Raw genomic sequence first — 17,463 nt, 5'->3', positions numbered from 1 at the left:
GTTCCGTGGGCTTCGCCGTGGGCGCTTCCCGCCGTCCCGCCTGCTGGTCCCGGCCCCCGGACCGGCCTGGCGCGCGGTCCGGGGGCGGGTGCTCTCAGTCCCGGGTGACGCCGTGCATCGGCGAGGTGGCCGGGTAGGTGGGGAGCTGCGGCTTCTGCGTCCCGATGATCACGCAGAAGAGCGCGTCGCCCTCGCCCACGTTCTTCAGGCTCCGCGGGACGCCCGCGGGGACCCGGATCAGGTCGCGGTAGCCGAGCCGCCGGCTCGCGGTCTTGGTGCCGTCCTCGACGTCGTGCACGGTCACCTCCAGCTCGCCCTCCAGGACGAAGAACGCCTCCTCGACGTCGTGGTGGGTGTGCTCGGGGCCCACCCCGCCGACGGGGAGCCGCATGTTGGAGAAGGTGAAGTGCTCGGACGGCAGGATCCGCGAGTCGCCCTCATGGTTGCCCGTCGCCCCGGACCCGATGTAGCGGATCTGGGCGCGGCGGAACTCCTCCCCCGCCTTGGCCTGGAACGCGAGCGTGTCCCAGTCCTCGTCGCGGCTCGCCTTGCTGGCGATGCAGGAGTCGATGAGGGCATCGAGCTCGGTGGTGTTCTTCTCGGTCATCGGAGATGCTCCTCTGCTGGTGTACGGGAGATGAGGAAATCGCGTACGGCCGCTGCGAACGCCTCGGGCCGTTCCTGGGGGGACAGATGTCCGGCGCCGGGGATCTCGGCGTACCGGGCGCCCGGGATGGCGCCGGCGATGAGCCGGCTCTCCGCGGGCGGGCATACGACGTCGTGCTCACCGACCACGACGAGGGTGGGGACGCCGACGGCGGCCAGGCGGTCGCCGTGGTCGGTCGCGGCCATCGACTCCGCCGCGTACCCGTAGCCGGGGAGCCTGATCGCGGCGGCCATCGCCGCGGCGACCCGCGCGACGTCCGCGGCGGACGCGGTGTGCGACAGCAGGCGCGGCGCGCGGGCCCGGGCGAACGCCTCGGCGCCGGTCCCGGCGAGTTCGGCGGCGCGCGCACGCATCCCGGCGGCCTTCTCCGGGGCGCCGCCGGAGCCGCGGGTGGAGTCGGCCAGGACGAGCGCGGCGACCCGGTCCGGGTGCCGCAGGACGAGCCGGGTGGCGATCACGCCGCCCCAGGAGGCGCCCACGAGGCTCGCCCGCTCGATCCCGAGCCGGTCGAGCACGCGGACGGCCGCGTCGGCGTAGCCGTCCATCCCGGGCGGGCCGGACGGGTCGGGCGAGGCCGCGTAGCCGGGCGCGTCCCAGGCGATGATCCTCAGCGGACCGGCGAGGAGCGGGGCCGCGGGGGCGAAGGCGGCGGAGCTGGACCCGATGCCGTGCAGGCACAGGACCGGCGCGCCGGCGCCGGTGTCGAGGGGGACGGCCGCTTCGGCGGGGGCCGGGGCGGGGCTCACGCGATCCGCCAGGCGGTGCCGGGCACCAGGTCGGCCAGCGTCCGCGCGACCGCGTAGGGCACCAGCCCGCTGGTCGCCGGGTTGTCGGCGTCCGGCAGGTTGCCCAGCTCGAAGCGGTATTCGCCGATCCGGGCGCGGAACTCCACGACGTGCCTGGTCAGCGTCGCGCCGGGGTCGGCCACCAGCCGGACCCGGACCGCGGACCAGTCGCCGGCGGCCAGCGCCAGGGTGGCGGCCACGTTGGCGTTGCGGGGGAACCGGATGGCCGCCTCGCGGGCCGGGCCGTCGTGCACCACGACCGGCTCGTCGCCCGGCCGCAGCGCGCGCAGCCGCGCGGCCGTCCCCTCGTCCATCCACGGCTGGACCAGCGAACCGGGCAGCTTGGACGAGGTGAGCCGGGCGGAGATCAGCGGCCCGCCGATGGTGGCGGCGCGGACCACGTCCAGGCCGCCGAGGGCCCCCGGGCACACCAGCAGTCGTCCCCTCGGGACGGCCCCGGCGCCGCGGGCGCCGGTGAGGCCGCGGAAGAGGCCGTCGTCGGCCAGCGCGCCCACCGAGACGGCGACCAGGTCGCATCCGGCGTCCAGGATCTCGGCGCCGTGGTCCCACAGCGCCTGCTGCCCGGCGGCCTCGACCACCACGTCGGCGGACTCGACCAGCGCGCGGACGGTGCGGGCCCGCAGGGGCACCGGTCCGTCGCCGCGCACCAGCACGCCGGTCAGCCGGGCGCCCGGGATCTCGCCCCGGCGCAGCAGCCCCGCGACCTTGGAGCCGATCGCCCCGTGGCCGAGCACGCCGACCCGCAGTTCGGCATCGCGGTCGTCCCGCACGTCACCCACCCTTGATAGCTTGGACTAAAGATACTTGGCCTGAAGATATTTACCAAGCAGGAGCGGTCCGGCGCAAGAGTGAGAAGAATCTCGGCCCGCGCGGGGGCCGGACGAGGGCACGCCAACGGCCCCGGTCAGGAGGCTGACCGGGGCCGGACGGCGGGTGCGGGGTCCCCTCGGGGACGGGCGGCGGGCCGCCTAGAAGTACTTGCCGAACAGGTCGGTCGTGGGCCAGGCGGTGATCGCGTTCGCGACGCCGTGCAGCGGCGCGCTGATCTCGTTGTAGCCGTAGGCCAGCCCGGACGGGTCGTCGCGCTGGTCGAACAGCACGGCCCAGGTGACCCCGTCGTACCGGCGGGTCACGATCGTGCTGGTCCCGGGCAGGCTGCCGTCGTGCCAGGTGTTCTTGCCGCCGGTGACGTCGCGCACCGACCAGCCGAAGCCGTAGTAGGAGCCGCCCGAGTTCAGGCCCGTCTCCGGCTTGGCGAACACCTGGTCGACCGAGCCCTTGGTCAGCACCCCGCCGGTCAGGTCGAAGATCTTGGTGAACCGGACGTAGTCGACCGCCGAGGCCAGCCAGCCGCCCATCGCCGTGCGGTTCTCCACGTTGAACGAGCCGTACGGCGCCGGGACGGTGGTGCCCGCGGCGTCGAAGACCGACTTGCCGGTGTACTGCGAGAAGTAGGGGACCTCGCCGGGCGCCCGCCCGCTCTTCAGCGACCTGCCCGGCCGCGTGCGGGTGATCCCGAGCGGCGCGAACACCTTCTGCTGGACGTAGGCGGCATAGGTCATCCCGGAGACCTTCTCGATGATCTGCCCGAGCAGGAGGTAGCCGTAGTTGCTGTAGGCGTAGGTGCTGCCCGGCGCGTGGTTCAGCTTCAACCCGGCGCCGTACTTGACCATGTGGGCCTTGGTCACGGGCAGCGGCACGCCGAGCGCGCTGGCGGTGAGCCGGTCCTGGTAGGTCGGGTCGGGCGTGATGTCGCGGTCCCAGCCGCCGAGGTGCTGGAGCAGGCGCTTGACGGTGATGCTCGACAGGCGCGGGTCGGCGGTCATCCCCGGCGGCGGCGTCATGTCGACCAGCTTGGTGACCGGCGTCGACAGGCTGAGCCTCCCGTCCTGGACGAGCCGCATCACGGCGGTCGCGGTGACGGCCTTGCTGAGGCTGCCGAGCCGGAACAGCGAGGTGGGCTGGACGCTCAGCGCAGCGTCGTCGCTCCAGGTGTAGCCGCGCGCGTGGATCAGCCTGCCCTTGCGCATCACCGCGAGCGAGCCGCAGGAGATGTTCCGCGCCTGCATCAGCTTCTTGATCGCGGTGTCGAAGCCGCCGAGGCCGGTGCCCGCCGCGCCCGCCACCCGCCAGGTGCGCGCCGCCGCGACGCGGCCGGCGGTCGCCGCCCCCTCCGAGCATCCGGTGAGCAGCGACGGCGCCGCCACCGCCAGCCCGCCCACGCCCAGCAGCTTGGCGAAATCACGCCGGCCGACCTCAGGAAACTGCACGATCCCTCCAGATGCTCGCCTCACCCATTCCGGGCAGCACCTTAGCCAAGATCGTGACCGCTTGTTCCGTATTCATCCTGATACGAGGTGGTGGGGCGGGTGGGATTCGAACCCACTCAGCACGAGGCGCCCGGGTTACAGCCAGGCCCGACTCTCCCGCGTCGGCGCCGCCCCTCCGGCGGTCCCTCGGGACCACCCGGTACCCCCGGCAGGATTCGAACCTGCATCGCACAGCACCTCATGCTGCCGTCTCTGCCGTTGGACTACGGGGGCGTCGTGCGGCTCCCGGGATTCGAACCCGGAACATCCACTTCCTGAAAGTGGTCCCTCTGCCGATTGGGGTAGAACCGCGCGGATCGAGGAAGGCGTCACTCTGATCGGCGCGACCGGGACCTTAAGAGGCGGGATACCGGCCGTGACGGGCGAGTGGCGCCCCGGGCAGTCGATAACGAAGCTGCTCCATGGTCATGACCGGTTCCTCCTCTCCAGCTCTGGTGCCGCCCTGCCGGGCTGACGTGCTCGACACTGCCATCCCGGCGACAGCGGACGCAACGGATTAATCGCGGCACGTCGCGCATCCGTCGGACAGACCTCCGGCCGGGCTCACAGGTCGAGCGTCAGCCGTCCGCCCTTGCCGCGCGAGACGCAGATCAGCATGGAGCCGTCGCCCTGGTCGGAGGCGGCGCGCTGGTCGACGTCGCCGTCCAGCACCCCGACGCGGCAGGTGCCGCAGAAGCCCTGCCGGCAGGAGTACGCCACGTCGGGCCGCCGCTCCCTGATCACGTCGAGCGCGGAGCGGTCCGCGGGGACGGCGAGCGCGGGGCCGCCGCGTCCGAGCACCACCTCGAACGGCACGCCGTCCACGATGGGCGCGGGCGCGAACCGCTCGTAGTGCAGGGTGGCGCCGCCGCCCGGGGCGAACGCGGCGCGCACGCCGTCGATCATCGGCGCGGGTCCGCAGCAGTAGACCGCGGCGTCCGCCGCCGCGCCCCGCAGCAGCCCGGCGCCGTCCGGCACGCCGTGCTCGTCGTCGGCGCGGATCCGCACGCGGCCGGACGGCAGGGCGGCGAGGTCGTCCAGGAACGGCAGGGACGCGCGGGTGCGGCCGGTGTAGACCAGCCGCCAGTCGGCGCCGAGCCGGTCGGCGGCCTGGACCATCGGCAGGATCGGGGTGATGCCGATGCCGCCCGCGATGAACAGGTACCGGTCGCGGGCCAGGAACGGGAAGGCGTTGCGCGGCGCCAGCACCGGCACCTCCGCGCCCTCGCTCAGCCGGTGCGCCTCGGCCGAGCCGCCCGCGCCGTCCGGCAGCAGCCGCACCGCGATCCGGTACGTCCGCCGGTCGCCGGGGTCCCCGCACAGCGAGTACTGGCGGCGGCGCCCGGACGGGAGCAGCACATCCAGATGGGAGCCGGGCTGCCAGCCGGGCAGCACCCGGCCGTCCGGCGCGGCGAGCCGGAGGGCGACCACGTCCGCGGCCTCGCGCCGCACCTCCTGGACGACCAGCCGCAGCGTCCGGTCGACCGGCCGGGCCCGCGGCACGACGGGGGCGCGCAGCGAGCGGACCCGCTGGACGCCGGTGAACAGCGTGCTGACGGCCACCAGGAACGGGTCGCGGGCCCGGCGCCCGCGCAGGTCGGGCGGGATCGAGCCGCTCACCGCCGCGCCGCCTGGGCGGCCGGCGACGCGGCCAGGTAGGCGAGCGCCTGGCTGGTCGAGCCCTCGTTCAGCGGGCTGTAGGACCGCCTGAGGTAGCGCCGCACCGAGGCGCCGACCATGCGCCCGTCCGGGGTGAGCCCCGCCGGGCCGGTGCGGCGCAGGTGGTGCAGGCCGCCCTTGACCCGTCCCCGGACGAGCGGGTCGCGGGCCATCAGGAAGCGGTGCCCGCGATGCCACAGCGTCAGCAGCATGGTGACCGTCTCGCCCATCGCGCGCAGCCGGGCGGCGTAGCCGCCGTCGAGGTGCATGTAGAGGTCGTGCGCCACGTGCCGGTGCTCGACCTCCTCGGCGCCGTGCCAGCGCAGCAGGTCCATCATCGTCGGGTCGGCGCCCGCCTCGTCCAGCGCCTCCGCGTTGAGGATCCAGTCGCCGAGCACGCCGGTGAAGTGCTCGATGGCCGCGATGATGCAGACGCGCTCGTACAGCCACGCCCGGCCCCGGTCGCCGGTCAGGCCGCGGTCACCGAGGAGCCCCTCGAAGACGAACTCGACCTGCCGGACGAACGGCCGCACGTCCAGCCCCTGCTGGACGAAGTGGTCGAGCACCCCGTCGTGGGACGCGGCGTGCACCGCCTCCTGGCCGATGAAGCCGAGCACGTCCTCGCGCAGCCCGTCGTCCCGGATGTGCGGGACGGCCTGCTTGAAGACCCGGACGAACCACTCCTCGCCGGCCGGCAGCAGCAGGTGCAGCACGTTGATCAGGTGCGTGGCCACCGGATCGCCGGGGATCCAGTGCAGCGGCAGCCGCGTCCAGTCGAACCGCACGTCCCGGGCCTGAAGGACGAGGTTCTCGGGCTCGGCGGGCTGAACGGGCATGGGCCTTCCCCCTCGGGACTCCGGACCGGCGCGGACACCCTATTGACGATCCGTCCAGAAAGTACCCCGCGGGGCCGCCGGCCGACAACACCGGCGGCCGGTGAGCCTGGTCACCCGTCCGACGGCCCGCCCGGGAGGTGCGGGGTGCCGTCGCGCATCGGCGGGAAGGCGAAGCCCGCGGCGGTGGTGCCGCGGGTCAGCGCGGTGATCTCGGCCTCCGGCAGCACCTCGGTGTCGTCGTCGATGATCACCTCCCAGCGGCAGTGCGGCACCCGCCCCGCCGGGACGCGGGGCGGGCGGTGCACCGGCCGGACGCGGGCCTTGGGATTGACCGCCTGCGCGGTGATGTCGAACGTGCCGTCCTCGATGGTGTGGCACATCCCCTTGATCGAGCGCTCCCCGAACGGCTCGACGTCCAGCAGCGCGCCGCAGGAGCGGAGCTGGAAGAACCCGTGCGACTCCGAGACCAGCTCGAACTCCACGTCCATATAGTGCTGGGCGAATCCGGGATCGAGCTGAAGAAGCTTGAAGATGGCCGAGACGCCGTCGCCCTCGATGCCCATGATGGCGCGGACCCGCTCGGTGTAGATCGGGCTCGCGCCCTTCCACTCCTCGATCGCGATCTCCTCCACGACCTGCTGGCCGTAGCGCATCCCGACCGTGATGAGGGCGGAGCGGTCGAGCAGGTGGACGATCAGCGCGTACTCCCGGACGAGCCGGACCAGCGCCTCCCTGCCGAGGTCCTCGAAGCGGAAGTCGGGATCGAAGTCGCCTGAATAGTCCGCGCGGGGCTTGCGTTCCGTCATGCCCTGAACTGTAGTCTGGACAGGTGTCCAGAACAACCGATCGCTTGTTTGCCGATCCTTCCCCCCTCCTCCTGGACGGACGGACCGCCCCCGGCTCCGGCGGAACGTTCGCGACACTCGACCCGGCGACCGGCGAGGTGCTCGGCGCCGCCGCCGACGCCACCGCCGCCGACATGGACGCGGCCGTCGGCGCCGCCCGCCGGGCGTTCGACACCTCGGCCTGGTCCACCGACCTCGCGCTGCGGGTGCGCTGCCTGCGGCAGCTCGGCGAGGCCATGGCCCGGCACGCCGGCGAGCTGCGCGAGCTCACGATCAAGGAGGCGGGCGCCCCGCGCTTCCTGACCTACGGCGCCCAGCTCGACGGGCCCGTGGAGGCCCTCGGCTGGTTCGCCGGCCTCGCCGAGGGCTACGCGTGGGAGACCGACCTCGGCCGCGCCGAGCCGATGGGCATGCCGAGCCACCGCCGGGTCCGCCGGGAGCCGGTCGGGGTGGTCGGCGCGATCACCCCGTGGAACTTCCCGCACCAGATCAACCTGGCCAAGCTCGGCCCGGCGCTCGCGGCCGGCAACACCGTCGTCCTCAAGCCCGCGCCCGACACGCCCTGGTGCGCCGCGGTGCTCGGCACGCTGATCGCCGAAGAGACCGACATCCCGCCCGGCGTGGTCAACGTCGTCACCTCCTCCGACCACGCCCTCGGCGCGCAGCTCGCCGAGGACCCGCGCGTCGACCTGGTCTCGTTCACCGGATCGACCGCGACCGGCCGCGAGGTGATGGCCACCGCCGCGGGGACGCTCAAGAAGGTGTTCCTGGAGCTCGGCGGCAAGTCGGCCTTCATCGTGCTGGACGACGCCGACCTGCGCGCCGCGTGCTCCTACGCGGCGTTCGCGGCGGTGACGCACGCGGGCCAGGGCTGCGCGATCACCACCCGGCTGCTGGTCCCCCGCGCCCGCCACGACGAGGCGGCCCAGAGCACCGCCCGGACGCTGCGCAGGCTCGGGCCCGGCGACCCGTCCGACGAGGGGACGATCTGCGGGCCGGTCATCTCGGCCCGCCAGCGCGACCGGATCGAGGACTACCTGCGGCTCGCGCGGGAGGAGGGCGGCGAGTTCGCCTGCGGCGGCGGCCGTCCGGCGGGCCGCGACCGGGGCTTCTGGATCGAGCCGACCCTGGTCACCGGGCTGGCCGCCGACGCCCGCGCGGCCCGCGAGGAGATCTTCGGCCCGGTCCTGGTGATCCTGCCGCACGACGGCGACGACGACGCGGTCCGCATCGCCAACGACTCCCCGTACGGGCTGTCGGGCGCGGTGCACGGCGGCGCGGAGCGGGCCCGCGCGGTCGCGGCGCGGCTGCGCACCGGCACGGTCAGCGTGAACGGCGGCGTCTGGTTCGGCCCGGACGTCCCGTTCGGCGGCTACAAGCAGTCGGGCATCGGCCGCGAGATGGGCGTGGCCGGGTTCGAGGAGTATCTGGAGACCAAGGCGATCGCCGAGGGAGTCTCATGAACGGCAGGTTCGAGGACAGGGTCGCGATCGTCACCGGCGCGGCCGGCGGGATCGGCGAGGCCTACGCGCGGGCACTGGCCGCCGAGGGCGCCTCGGTGGTCGTCGCGGACGTGGACGGGCGCGGCGAGGCGGTCGCCGCCGACATCAAGGGGCTGTTCGTCCGGACCGACGTGTCCGACCCCGCGTCGGTGGAGGCGATGGCGTCGGCCGCGGTGGACCGCTTCGGCGGCATCGACCACCTGGTCAACAACGCCGCGATCTTCGGCACGATGAAGCTGGACTTCCTGTTCACCGTCGACTGGGACTACTACAAGCGGTTCATGGCGGTGAACATGGACGGCGCGCTGCTGTGCGCTCGGGCCGTCCACCCGCACATGCGGGCGCGCGGCGGCGGCTCCATCGTCAACCAGTCGTCCACCGCCGCCTGGCAGTACTCCGGCTTCTACGGGCTGGCCAAGGTCGGCGTCAACGGCCTCACCCAGCAGCTCGCGCACGAGCTCGGCGGCATGAACATCCGGGTGAACGCGATCGCGCCCGGCCCGATCGACACCGAGGCCAACCGCGCCGTGGTCCCCGGCGACATGTCGCAGAAGATCGTCCGCGACCGGATGGCGGTCAAGCGGATGGGCACCCCGGACGACCTGGTCGGGATGTGCCTGTTCCTGCTCTCGGACGCGGCGGGCTGGGTCACCGGGCAGATCGTCAACGTCGACGGCGGCGAGGTGTTCCGGTCATGACCGGGGCGTTCATCGGGCTCGGGCAGATGGGCGCGCCGATGGCCGGGCACCTCACCGGACGCGGCCTGGTCGTCCACGACACCCGCGCCGAGGCGGTCGCGCCGCTGGTCGAGGCGGGCGCCCGCGCCGCGCGGAGCGTGGCCGAGGCCGCCGCGCACGCCGACCTGGTGTCGGTGATGGTCCGCGACGACGCCCAGGTGCGCGAGGTCGCCGCCGAGGTGCTCGCCTCGGCCCGTCCCGGCACCGTGCTGGCGATCCACTCCACCATCCGCGCCGGGACGGCCGAGGACCTCGCCGAACGCGCCCGCCCGTACGGCATCGAGGTGGTCGACGCCCCGGTCAGCGGCGGGTTCATGGGCGCGACCGCGGGCACCCTCGCGGTCATGGTCGGCGGCACGGACGAGGCGTTCGAGCGCTGCCGCGAGCCGTTCGGCGCGTGGGCGGACCTCGTCCTGCACATGGGGCCGGCGGGCGCCGGCACCCGCACCAAACTGGCCCGCAACCTGCTGCACTTCGCCGCGTTCTCCGCCGCCGCGGAGGCGCAGCGGCTGGCCGAGGCGTCCGGGGTGTCGCTGCGCAAGCTGGCCCGGGTCGTCCGGCACACCGACGCCATCACCGGCGGCGCCGGGTCGATCATGCTGCGCGGCAGCACCGCTCCGCTGGAACCGGGCGACGACCTGATCGGCGTCCTGCGGCACGTCCGCGACCTCGGGGAGAAGGACCTCGCGCTCGCCCTCGAACTCGCCGGCGAGCTCGGCGTGGACGCCCCGTTCGCCCGCCTCGCGCTCGACCGCTTCGCCGCCGGCCTCGGGCTCGGCCCGGACGAGGAGGACCCGCATGGATGACCGCCGCGCGCGCGGCCTGGACATGATGCGCCAGGTGTACGGCTGGGAGATCGGCGACGCCCCCGGCGACTTCTTCGGCATCACCGTGGACCACCTGTTCGGCGACATCTGGACCCGGGAGGGCCTCAGCCTGCGGGACCGCCGGCTGCTGATCATCGGGATGCTGGCCGGGCAGGGCCTCAACGACGTGCTGGACATCCAGATCCCGGCGGCCCTCGCCAACGGCGAGCTGTCCCCGGCCGAGCTGCGCGAGACCGCGATCTTCCTGACCCACTACGTCGGCTGGCCGCTCGGCTCCCGGCTCAGCGTCCAGATCGACACCCTGATCGCCAAGCACGAGAAGCAGACGGCCGGGAAGGCGCGGGAGACCGAGGAGGCGGAGAAGGAACCCGGCCGGGACGGGTGACCCGCAGGTCGATCCAGCCGGTCATCGCCGCCTCGCGGCAGTCGTCGGCCGCGCTCGGCGGGAAGTGCGGGTCCCCGGCCCGACAGCCTGGGCGACGATCGCCGGGAAATCGCCGGAGGCCGGGAACGGGTCTCCCCGCCGGAACGTCCAAGCCCAATGCGCCCCCGCATCCTCACTCCCCTCGCCCCGGCCGCGGTGCTGCTGCTGGCCGGCTGCTCCGGGTCCGGCGGCGACGCCGAGACCACCGCTCCCCCGATGCGGCTGGTCGCCTATGACGACTGCGACTCCCTGCTCGGCGGCCTGCGCACGGCGACGTCCCAGCGGGTCGGCCCGTACGGGCTGGACGGCGCGACCCCCTACGGCGCGACCCTGGACGGCGGCATGGCCAGGTCCAAGGCCATGGCCCCGAACGCGCCGGACGCACAGGCCGCGCCCGCCGAACAGGACGCCGCCGCGTCGCACTCGGGCACCAACACCCACGAGCCGGACGCCGACGAGCCCGACCTGGTCAAGACCGACGGCCGCCGGATCGTCGCGCTCGCGGGCCGCCGCCTCCAAGTGGTCGACGCCGCGAGCCGCAAGGTCACCGGCACCCTGGACCTGCCGGACCGGACCCGGCTCGGGCCGGGCGGCGGCGGCAACGCCCAGCTCCTGCTCAGCGGCGACCGCGCCCTGGTGCTCTCCCCGGAGAACCCGGTCATGACGCGCGGCCCGGACGACGGCGCCATGCCCGTCCCCGCCGCGCCGCGGACCCGGCTGACGCTGGTCGACCTCGCCGGAACCCCGAAGGTCGCCGGCACGATGTCCACCCGGTCGACCTACGTCGACGCCCGCCAGACCGGCAGCGTGGCGCGCGTGGTGGTCCAGTCGGCCCCGCAGATCAGGTTCCCCGTCCCGCCCGGCGGCCGGGCCCCCGGGCGGGCGGCCGTCGAACGCAACCGCGAGACCGTCCGCGACGCCCCGCTCGACGCGTGGCTGCCCACCTTCCAGGTGAGCGGCCCGAGCGGGACCGCCAAGACGTACACGGTGCCGTGCGAGCAGGTCAGCCGTCCCGCGTCCTACACCGGCACCACGATGCTCACCGTGCTGACGCTCGACCTGGCCCGCGGCCTCGGCGACCCGGCGCCGGTGAGCGTCGCCGCCGACGGCCGGACGGTATACGGCACCGGGTCGAGCCTCTACATCACCGGTACTCCCCCGGTCCCGCCGCGCCCGGACCGTCCGCCGGAGGTGAGGCCGGTCGCGGCGGAGCGCACCGACGTGCACAAGTTCGAGATCCGCGGCCCGGGACGGCCCCGCTACGCGGCGTCCGGCTCGGTCGCCGGGTCCTTGCTGAACCAGTACTCGATGTCGGAGTACGGCGGGAACCTGCGCATCGCGACGACGACCACCCCGGTGTCCGCCGGCGTCCGCCGGGACCTGGAGCGGCCGGCCGCCACGGCCGCGCCCTCGCCGCCGCACTCCGAGAGCGCCGTGCGCGTGCTCGCGCAGCACGGCGCGCGGCTCGACCTCGCGGGCGAGATCGGCGGGCTGGGCAGGGGCGAGCGGATCTACGCGGTCCGGTTCCTCGGCCCGGCGGCGTACGTGGTGACGTTCCGGCAGGTCGACCCGCTGTACGTGGTCGACCTCAAGAACCCGGCCCGGCCGCGGGTCAGCGGCGAACTGAAGATCAGCGGCTACTCGGCGTACCTGCACCCGATGGCGGACGGGCGGCTGCTCGGCGTCGGCCAGGACGCCGGCCCGTCCGGACGCGTCCGGGGCACGCAGGTGTCGCTGTTCGACGTGAGCGCGGCCCCGCGCCGCGTCGGCGCGTTCAAGCTGCCCGGCTCGTCGGCCCAGGCCGAGTTCGACCCGCACGCGTTCCTCTACTGGCCGCGGACCGGCCTGACGGTCGTGCCGGTGACGCGCGGCGCCACCGGGGCGAGCGAGGCGCTGGTCCTCAAGGTCGACGGCGGCGGCGTGCGCCGGCTCGGGAGCGTCGAGCATCCGGGGAACGACTACGCGGGCTCGATCCGCCGCTCACTGCTCGTCGGCGGCACCCTCTGGACGTTCTCCGACGCGGGCGCCCGCGCCACCGACGCCGCCTCCCTGGGCCAAGGCGCCTGGCTCCCCTTCACCGCCGGCTGACCCGCCGCCCCTCCGCCGGGGGCGGGGGGCGGCACGGTCAGCGAAGGCCGGTGGGGCGGGTCAGGGCGGTCTGTATGAGGCGGTCGACGAGCGCCGGGTAGTCGAGGCCGCCGGCCGCCCACATCTGCGGGAACGCCGAGGTCGGGGTGCAGCCCGGCATGGTGTTGATCTCGTTGAGGATCCAGCGCCCGTCCGGGGTGTAGAAGAAGTCGACCCGGGCCAGCCCCTCGCAGTCGAGCGCATCGAACGCCCGCGCCGCGAGCCGCTGGACCTCCTCGATCGCCTCGGCCGGCAGGTCGGGCGGGATCGACAGCCGCAGCGAGGCGTCGAGGTACTTGCTCTCGAAGTCGTAGAAGTCGTGGTCGCCGGCCATCAGCACCTCGGCCGGCGGGCCGGCCTCGGTGGGGGCGTCGTCGCGTCCCTCCAGCACGCCGCACTCGATCTCGCGGCCGACGATCGCGGCCTCCACGATCACCTTCGGGTCGTGCTCGCGGGCCGCCTCGATCGCGGCCTCCAGCTCGTCCTCGGCGGCGACCCGGGTGATGCCCATGCTCGACCCGGCCCGCGCGGGCTTGACGAACACCGGCAGGCCGAGCTCGGCGACCTCGTCGAGCTTGCGCTTGCGCTCGCGCCGCCACTCCCGGTCGCCGATCATGACGTACGGGCCGACCGGCAGCCCCTGCGCCTGCCAGACCAGCTTCATGAAGCCCTTGTCCATGCCGACCGCGCTCGCCAGCACCCCGGCGCCCACGTAGCGGACGCCGGCCAGCTCCAGGAGGCCCTGGATGGTGCCGTCCTCGCCGTACGGGCCGTGCAGCAGCGGCAGGACCACGTCGACGTCGCCGAGGGCGCGCGGCACCTGGCCGGGCTCGACCACCATCAGGCCACCGGCGGACGGGTCGAACGGGAGGGCCAGCGCGTGGCCGGAGCCGTCGACCTCGGGCAGCGCGCCGTCCTCGATCGCCAGGCGCTGCGCGCCGGAGGCGAGCACCCACCGGCCGTCGCGGGTGATGCCGATCGGCACCACCTCGTAGCGGTCCCGGTCGATGGCGGCCATGAAGGCGCCGGCGGTCACGCACGAGATGGCGTGCTCGGAGCTGCGCCCGCCGAAGACCACGGCCACACGGATCTTGGAAGATACCTGGGACATGATGCCCGACCTTACCGGTGATCAGCCCGGACCGGCCACGAGCGGGCCGCGCCGCCGGTCGGACCCGCCGCGCTCAGACCCCGTAGCGCTCGGGCTTCGGCGACCGGGAGATGAGCGAGACGGCCGCCTCCTTGATCGGCATGCCGCCGTACAGCACCGCGACGACCGCCTCGGTGATCGGCATCTCCACGTTGTGCTTGCGGGCCAGCTCATGCACCGCCTCGGAGGACTTGACCCCCTCGGCCGTCTGCCGGGTGACGGTGATCACCTGGTCGAGGGTCATCCCGCGGCCCAGGTTCTCGCCGAAGGTGCGGTTGCGCGACAGCGGCGAGATGCACGTGCCGACCAGGTCGCCCATCCCGGCCAGCCCGGCGAAGGTGTGCTCGTCGGCGCCGAGCGCGGCGCCCAGCCGGGCGATCTCGGCGAGCCCCCGGGTCATCAGCAGCGCCTGGGTACTGGCGCCGAAGCCGAGGCCGGCCGCCATCCCCACGCACAGCGCGACGATGTTCTTCACCGCGCCGCCCACCTCGCAGCCGATCACGTCGGTGGAGGTGTAGACGCGGAAGTAGGGGGTCATGGTGGCGGCCTGGAGCCGCTGCGCGGTGCGCTCGTCGACGCACGCGGCGACGGCCGCGCCGGGCTCGCCGGTGGCGATCTCACGGGCCAGGTTCGGGCCGCAGAACGCCGCCACCCGTTCCGCGGGGACGCCCGCGACCTCCACGATCACCTCCGACATCCGCCGGGTGGTGCCGAGCTCGATGCCCTTCATCAGGCTGACCAGCACCGCGTCCGGGGGCAGCAGCTCCGTCCAGCCGGACAGGTTCTGCCGCAGCGTCTGGGCGGGCACGGCCAGCGCGACGAAATCGGCGCCGGCGAGCGCCTCGGCCGGGTCGAGCGTGGCGCGGATCCCCTCGGGCAGGACGACGCCGGGCAGGTAGTCGGGGTTCTCGCGCCGCTCGTTGATCGCCTCGACCACCTCGGGACGGCGGCCCCACAGGGTGACCTCGCCGCCCGCGTCGCGCAGCATCTTGGCGAAGGTGGTGCCCCAGGACCCCGAGCCCATCACCGCGGTACGGAAGGTCACGAGGCGGCACTCCCCTTCGCCCCGGCCTCAGGCTCAGGGTCGGACGCGGGCCCGGGCACGGGCTTGGCGGCGGGCTCGCAGGCGGGCTCGGCCTGGGCCCGGACGGTCTCGGCGGCGGCCGGCGCGGGGCTCTCGGCGGCCAGGGCCCTGCGGCGCTCCTCCAGGACCTTGTGGTGGTCGAAGGCCCGGCCCGGGGGCTCCTCGCCGCGCAGCTCGCCGAGCAGCGCGGTGATCTCGCGCATGATGTCCTCGGTCGCGGCGTGCAGCGTCTCCTTGGTGAGCGGCAGGCCGGCGTAGGGCGACAGGTCGACCGGCGGGCCGGCGATCACCTTCATGGTCTTGCGCGGGAACGGGTGGAAGCCCTTCTTCAGGCTCCCGGCCAGCCCGCGCTGCTCGGCCTTCTTGTACGGCAGCAGTTCGTGCGCGCCCCAGTTCGCGACCGGGACGACCTTCGCGCCGGTCTTCAGGGCCGTCCGCGCCACCCCGGTCTGCCCGGTCATCGGCCACAGCTCGGGGTCGCGGGTGCAACTGCCCTCGGGGTAGAACATCAGGCACTCGCCGTCGAGCAGGGCCTGCTCGACGTCGCGGAGCGCGTTCGCGGCATCGGCGCTGTCGCGGTGGACGGGGATCTGGCCGGTGCCGCGCAGCACGCCGCGGAGGATCCCGACGTCGAAGAGCGTCGACTTGGCCAGGTAGACCGGGTAGCGGCCGGCCTCGAACACGAAGTGGGCCAGCGCCAGCGGGTCGGACTCGGAGATGTGGTTGGCGGCGATGATCACGCCGCCGGTCCCGGGCACGTTCCCGCGGCCCCGCCAGTCCCGCCGCAGCAGGCCGTGCAGCAGCGGGCGCAGGATGACGATCGTGAGCTTCCGCCAGGCCGGCGAATAGCCGTGGCCCATGCCCGTCCCCTCCTTGCCTGTCGGTCCCCCGCGTGAACGCGGGGTGTCCTCAAGTGTCGCGGTTGCGTGCGCATAGTGTCGAGTTGCCATGTCTACAGCAGGGGGCGGCGCGCCCCATCTCCAGTGGTCCCTCGTCGTGCCCGTCAAGGTGCTCGCGCGAGCGAAGACCCGCATGTCCGGGGCGGCGGGCCCGCACCGTGAGGCCCTCGCCCTCGCGGTCGCCACCGACACGGTCGCCGCGGCGCTGCGCTCCGCGCGCGTCCGCGATGTGATCGTGGTCACAGACGATCCCCTTCCGGCGGCCGAGCTGGCCGCCCTGGGCGCCCGGATCGTGCCCGACGAGCCCGATTCCGGTCTCAACCCGGCCCTGGTGTACGGGGCGGGACGCGGCCGGGAGGCGTTCCCCGGCGCGGGCGTGGGGGCGCTGTCGGCCGATCTCCCCGCGCTGCGACCCGGCGAGCTGGACCGCGTGCTGGAGGCGGCGGCGGAGGCGCCCGAGGCGTTCGTGCCGGACGCGCTGGGCATCGGCACGACCCTTTACACGGCCCGTCCGGGCGTGCCGTTCTCGCCCGCGTTCGGCGGCGACTCGCGCGCCGCGCACCGCGCCCGCGGCGCACGGGAGCTGTTGCTCCGCGATATCGACAGCGTACGTCGTGACGTCGACACCCTGGACGATCTGAAGGCCGCCCTGGCGCTCGGCACCGGCCCGCGGACGGCCGGCGTCGCCGCACTGCTCCCCGCCCTGCGCGCCCCCGCCTGACCGGAAGTCCGGGAGACGAGGGGGCTGGGAGCCGCAGGCCGGGCGTCGGTGCCACGGCCGGGCGGCGGTGCGGTGGGGCGGCGGATAGGCTGCTCGCATGCAGGCGACAGTGCGCGCTTACGACGCCGGGACGCGCTCGGGGAGCGTGCTGCTCGACGACGGGACCGAGCTGGCCTTCGACGGCGCGGCGTTCGCGGCGGGGGGCCTGCGCCTGCTGCGCTTCGGCCAGCGGGTCAATCTGGCGCTCGACGGCGGCGGCCGGGTGTCGGCCATCACCCTGTCGACGTTCCCGCTGCCCCCGTCCCCGCCCGCCTGACCGCCTGACCGCCTGACCGGCCGACCGGCCGACCTGCCGACCGGCGCCGCCGGAATGCGGTACATCCGTGAACGCGACAGCGCCCGGGTCCGTTTCGGAACGGTCCCAGGCGCTGTCGTGGCAGGTTACTTCTTCCCGGCCACCAGGTTCTTGAAGTCCGCACCGGCCTTGAACTTCGGCACGGACGTCGCGGGGACCTGGATGGTCTTGCCCGTTGCGGGGTTACGGGCCGTACGGGCAGGCCGGTCGGCCTTCTCGAACGATCCGAACCCGGTGATCGCGACCTTGTCGCCCTTGGCGACGGTGGTCTGGATGGTCTCCAGGATGGCGTCGACGGCCTCGGCTGCGGCCTTCTTACTGCCCAGCCGGTCAGAGATGGCGTCGACCAGCTCACGCTTGTTCATGGGTTACTCCTCTAGTTCCCCCCTTGCCCGAACGAAACTAAGGGAGCCTCTCCATGTACACAATCACCTGAACACAAGAGTTGCCGTGTCGCTGGCGTTTATGTCGGTCTCGCCCCCGTCTCGCCGGGCAGCCGGACCGGATCCGGCCAC

At 74.0% G+C, this 17,463-nt stretch carries 18 protein-coding genes and 3 tRNA genes; 7 read left to right on the top strand and 14 right to left on the bottom strand.

Features of this window, described 5'->3' with window-relative positions; translation table 11 throughout:
• Positions 1–94: 94 nt before the first annotated feature.
• The 10 genes from OHA34_RS32820 to OHA34_RS32775 all read right to left on the bottom strand — a co-directional run bounded on the left by OHA34_RS32820 (position 95) and on the right by OHA34_RS32775 (position 7,083).
• The gene (locus OHA34_RS32820) at positions 95–607 is read right to left on the bottom strand and encodes a cupin domain-containing protein (RefSeq protein ID WP_285937447.1); all 513 of its coding nucleotides are present in this window, start codon (positions 605–607) and stop codon (positions 95–97) included.
• Positions 604–1,413, bottom strand: coding sequence for an alpha/beta fold hydrolase (locus tag OHA34_RS32815; protein WP_329519850.1), 810 nt, complete (start codon positions 1,411–1,413; stop codon positions 604–606). The genes OHA34_RS32820 and OHA34_RS32815 overlap by 4 nt, the downstream gene beginning before the upstream one ends.
• Complete coding sequence (locus tag OHA34_RS32810) at positions 1,410–2,252, bottom strand: aspartate dehydrogenase domain-containing protein (RefSeq protein ID WP_285937449.1); 843 nt, start codon at positions 2,250–2,252, stop codon at positions 1,410–1,412. The genes OHA34_RS32815 and OHA34_RS32810 overlap by 4 nt, the downstream gene beginning before the upstream one ends.
• A gap of 189 nt (positions 2,253–2,441) precedes the next feature.
• The gene (locus OHA34_RS32805) at positions 2,442–3,743 is read right to left on the bottom strand and encodes a serine hydrolase domain-containing protein (protein WP_285937450.1); all 1,302 of its coding nucleotides are present in this window, start codon (positions 3,741–3,743) and stop codon (positions 2,442–2,444) included.
• Positions 3,744–3,831: 88 nt separating this feature from the next.
• Positions 3,832–3,917 (bottom strand) — tRNA-Tyr (locus OHA34_RS32800).
• A 26-nt stretch (positions 3,918–3,943) separates the two neighbouring features.
• Positions 3,944–4,016 (bottom strand) — tRNA-Leu (locus OHA34_RS32795).
• A gap of 4 nt (positions 4,017–4,020) precedes the next feature.
• Positions 4,021–4,094: transfer RNA gene (locus OHA34_RS32790), tRNA-Leu, on the bottom strand.
• 252 nt (positions 4,095–4,346) lie between these two features.
• On the bottom strand, positions 4,347–5,402 hold the full coding sequence (locus OHA34_RS32785) for a PDR/VanB family oxidoreductase (protein WP_285937451.1): 1,056 nt from the start codon (positions 5,400–5,402) through the stop codon (positions 4,347–4,349).
• Entirely contained in the window at positions 5,399–6,277 is an 879-nt protein-coding gene (locus OHA34_RS32780; protein ID WP_329519849.1) for a metal-dependent hydrolase, read from the bottom strand. Before OHA34_RS32780 ends, OHA34_RS32785 begins: the two co-directional genes overlap by 4 nt.
• A gap of 110 nt (positions 6,278–6,387) precedes the next feature.
• Positions 6,388–7,083: a hypothetical protein gene (locus OHA34_RS32775; protein WP_329519848.1), complete on the bottom strand. Its 696-nt coding sequence runs from the start codon at positions 7,081–7,083 to the stop codon at positions 6,388–6,390.
• 44 nt (positions 7,084–7,127) lie between these two features.
• On the opposite strand from OHA34_RS32775, the gene OHA34_RS32770 reads away from it, so the two are divergent.
• The 5 genes from OHA34_RS32770 (at position 7,128) to OHA34_RS32750 (ending at position 12,700) form a co-directional block, all read left to right on the top strand.
• Positions 7,128–8,585 (top strand): aldehyde dehydrogenase, encoded by a 1,458-nt coding sequence (locus OHA34_RS32770; protein ID WP_329519847.1) that lies wholly within the window; start codon positions 7,128–7,130, stop codon positions 8,583–8,585.
• A complete protein-coding gene (locus tag OHA34_RS32765) occupies positions 8,582–9,322 on the top strand; it encodes an SDR family oxidoreductase (RefSeq protein WP_285937456.1) in 741 nt (246 codons plus the stop codon). Before OHA34_RS32770 ends, OHA34_RS32765 begins: the two co-directional genes overlap by 4 nt.
• Positions 9,319–10,167, top strand: coding sequence for an NAD(P)-dependent oxidoreductase (locus OHA34_RS32760; protein WP_285937457.1), 849 nt, complete (start codon positions 9,319–9,321; stop codon positions 10,165–10,167). Before OHA34_RS32765 ends, OHA34_RS32760 begins: the two co-directional genes overlap by 4 nt.
• A complete protein-coding gene (locus tag OHA34_RS32755) occupies positions 10,160–10,573 on the top strand; it encodes a carboxymuconolactone decarboxylase family protein (RefSeq protein WP_285937458.1) in 414 nt (137 codons plus the stop codon). The genes OHA34_RS32760 and OHA34_RS32755 overlap by 8 nt, the downstream gene beginning before the upstream one ends.
• A 156-nt stretch (positions 10,574–10,729) precedes the next feature.
• Positions 10,730–12,700: a beta-propeller domain-containing protein gene (locus tag OHA34_RS32750; RefSeq protein ID WP_329519846.1), complete on the top strand. Its 1,971-nt coding sequence runs from the start codon at positions 10,730–10,732 to the stop codon at positions 12,698–12,700.
• Between the two features lie 37 nt (positions 12,701–12,737).
• Here the strand turns inward: OHA34_RS32750 and OHA34_RS32745 are convergent, their stop codons facing one another.
• The 3 genes from OHA34_RS32745 to OHA34_RS32735 form a co-directional block, all read right to left on the bottom strand.
• Positions 12,738–13,850 carry a D-alanine--D-alanine ligase family protein gene (locus OHA34_RS32745; RefSeq protein ID WP_285937460.1) on the bottom strand — a complete coding sequence of 371 codons (1,113 nt, stop codon included), beginning with the start codon at positions 13,848–13,850 and terminating at the stop codon, positions 12,738–12,740.
• Between the two features lie 73 nt (positions 13,851–13,923).
• Complete coding sequence (locus OHA34_RS32740) at positions 13,924–14,913, bottom strand: NAD(P)H-dependent glycerol-3-phosphate dehydrogenase (protein ID WP_285938589.1); 990 nt, start codon at positions 14,911–14,913, stop codon at positions 13,924–13,926.
• Positions 14,914–14,930: 17 nt separating this feature from the next.
• Positions 14,931–15,833, bottom strand: a complete 903-nt coding sequence (locus OHA34_RS32735) for a lysophospholipid acyltransferase family protein (RefSeq protein WP_285937461.1) — start codon at positions 15,831–15,833, stop codon at positions 14,931–14,933.
• 88 nt (positions 15,834–15,921) lie between these two features.
• On the opposite strand from OHA34_RS32735, the gene cofC reads away from it, so the two are divergent.
• Both cofC and OHA34_RS32725 read left to right on the top strand, forming a co-directional pair.
• Complete coding sequence (cofC, locus tag OHA34_RS32730; protein ID WP_285937462.1) at positions 15,922–16,593, top strand: 2-phospho-L-lactate guanylyltransferase; 672 nt, start codon at positions 15,922–15,924, stop codon at positions 16,591–16,593.
• A 97-nt stretch (positions 16,594–16,690) separates the two neighbouring features.
• Positions 16,691–16,909 (top strand): hypothetical protein, encoded by a 219-nt coding sequence (locus OHA34_RS32725; protein WP_285937463.1) that lies wholly within the window; start codon positions 16,691–16,693, stop codon positions 16,907–16,909.
• 125 nt (positions 16,910–17,034) lie between these two features.
• Here OHA34_RS32725 and OHA34_RS32720 read toward each other — a convergent pair whose 3' ends face one another.
• Entirely contained in the window at positions 17,035–17,313 is a 279-nt protein-coding gene (locus OHA34_RS32720; protein WP_285937465.1) for an HU family DNA-binding protein, read from the bottom strand.
• Between the last annotated feature and the right edge of the window lie 150 nt (positions 17,314–17,463).

It is taken from the genome of Spirillospora sp. NBC_01491, assembly GCF_036227065.1.
Lineage (GTDB): Bacteria > Actinomycetota > Actinomycetes > Streptosporangiales > Streptosporangiaceae > Spirillospora > Spirillospora xylanilytica.
The sequence above is the reverse complement of the archived record's forward strand: the minus strand, read 5'-3'. Positions and strand labels throughout refer to the sequence as shown.

Bases quoted from the DNA above. Each gene is read 5' to 3' on its own strand.
- OHA34_RS32820 (WP_285937447.1), bottom strand. From the start codon at position 607: ATGACCGAGAAGAACACCACCGAGCTCGATGCCCTCATCGACTCCTGC.
- OHA34_RS32780 (WP_329519849.1), bottom strand. From the start codon at position 6,277: ATGCCCGTTCAGCCCGCCGAGCCCGAGAACCTCGTCCTTCAGGCCCGG.
- OHA34_RS32775 (WP_329519848.1), bottom strand. From the start codon at position 7,083: ATGACGGAACGCAAGCCCCGCGCGGACTATTCAGGCGACTTCGATCCC.
- OHA34_RS32765 (WP_285937456.1), top strand. From the start codon at position 8,582: ATGAACGGCAGGTTCGAGGACAGGGTCGCGATCGTCACCGGCGCGGCC.
- OHA34_RS32760 (WP_285937457.1), top strand. From the start codon at position 9,319: ATGACCGGGGCGTTCATCGGGCTCGGGCAGATGGGCGCGCCGATGGCC.
- OHA34_RS32755 (WP_285937458.1), top strand. From the start codon at position 10,160: ATGGATGACCGCCGCGCGCGCGGCCTGGACATGATGCGCCAGGTGTAC.
- OHA34_RS32750 (WP_329519846.1), top strand. From the start codon at position 10,730: ATGCGCCCCCGCATCCTCACTCCCCTCGCCCCGGCCGCGGTGCTGCTG.
- OHA34_RS32745 (WP_285937460.1), bottom strand. From the start codon at position 13,850: ATGTCCCAGGTATCTTCCAAGATCCGTGTGGCCGTGGTCTTCGGCGGG.
- OHA34_RS32740 (WP_285938589.1), bottom strand. From the start codon at position 14,913: ATGGGCTCGGGGTCCTGGGGCACCACCTTCGCCAAGATGCTGCGCGAC.
- OHA34_RS32735 (WP_285937461.1), bottom strand. From the start codon at position 15,833: ATGGGCCACGGCTATTCGCCGGCCTGGCGGAAGCTCACGATCGTCATC.
- cofC (WP_285937462.1), top strand. From the start codon at position 15,922: ATGTCTACAGCAGGGGGCGGCGCGCCCCATCTCCAGTGGTCCCTCGTC.
- OHA34_RS32725 (WP_285937463.1), top strand. From the start codon at position 16,691: ATGCAGGCGACAGTGCGCGCTTACGACGCCGGGACGCGCTCGGGGAGC.
- OHA34_RS32720 (WP_285937465.1), bottom strand. From the start codon at position 17,313: ATGAACAAGCGTGAGCTGGTCGACGCCATCTCTGACCGGCTGGGCAGT.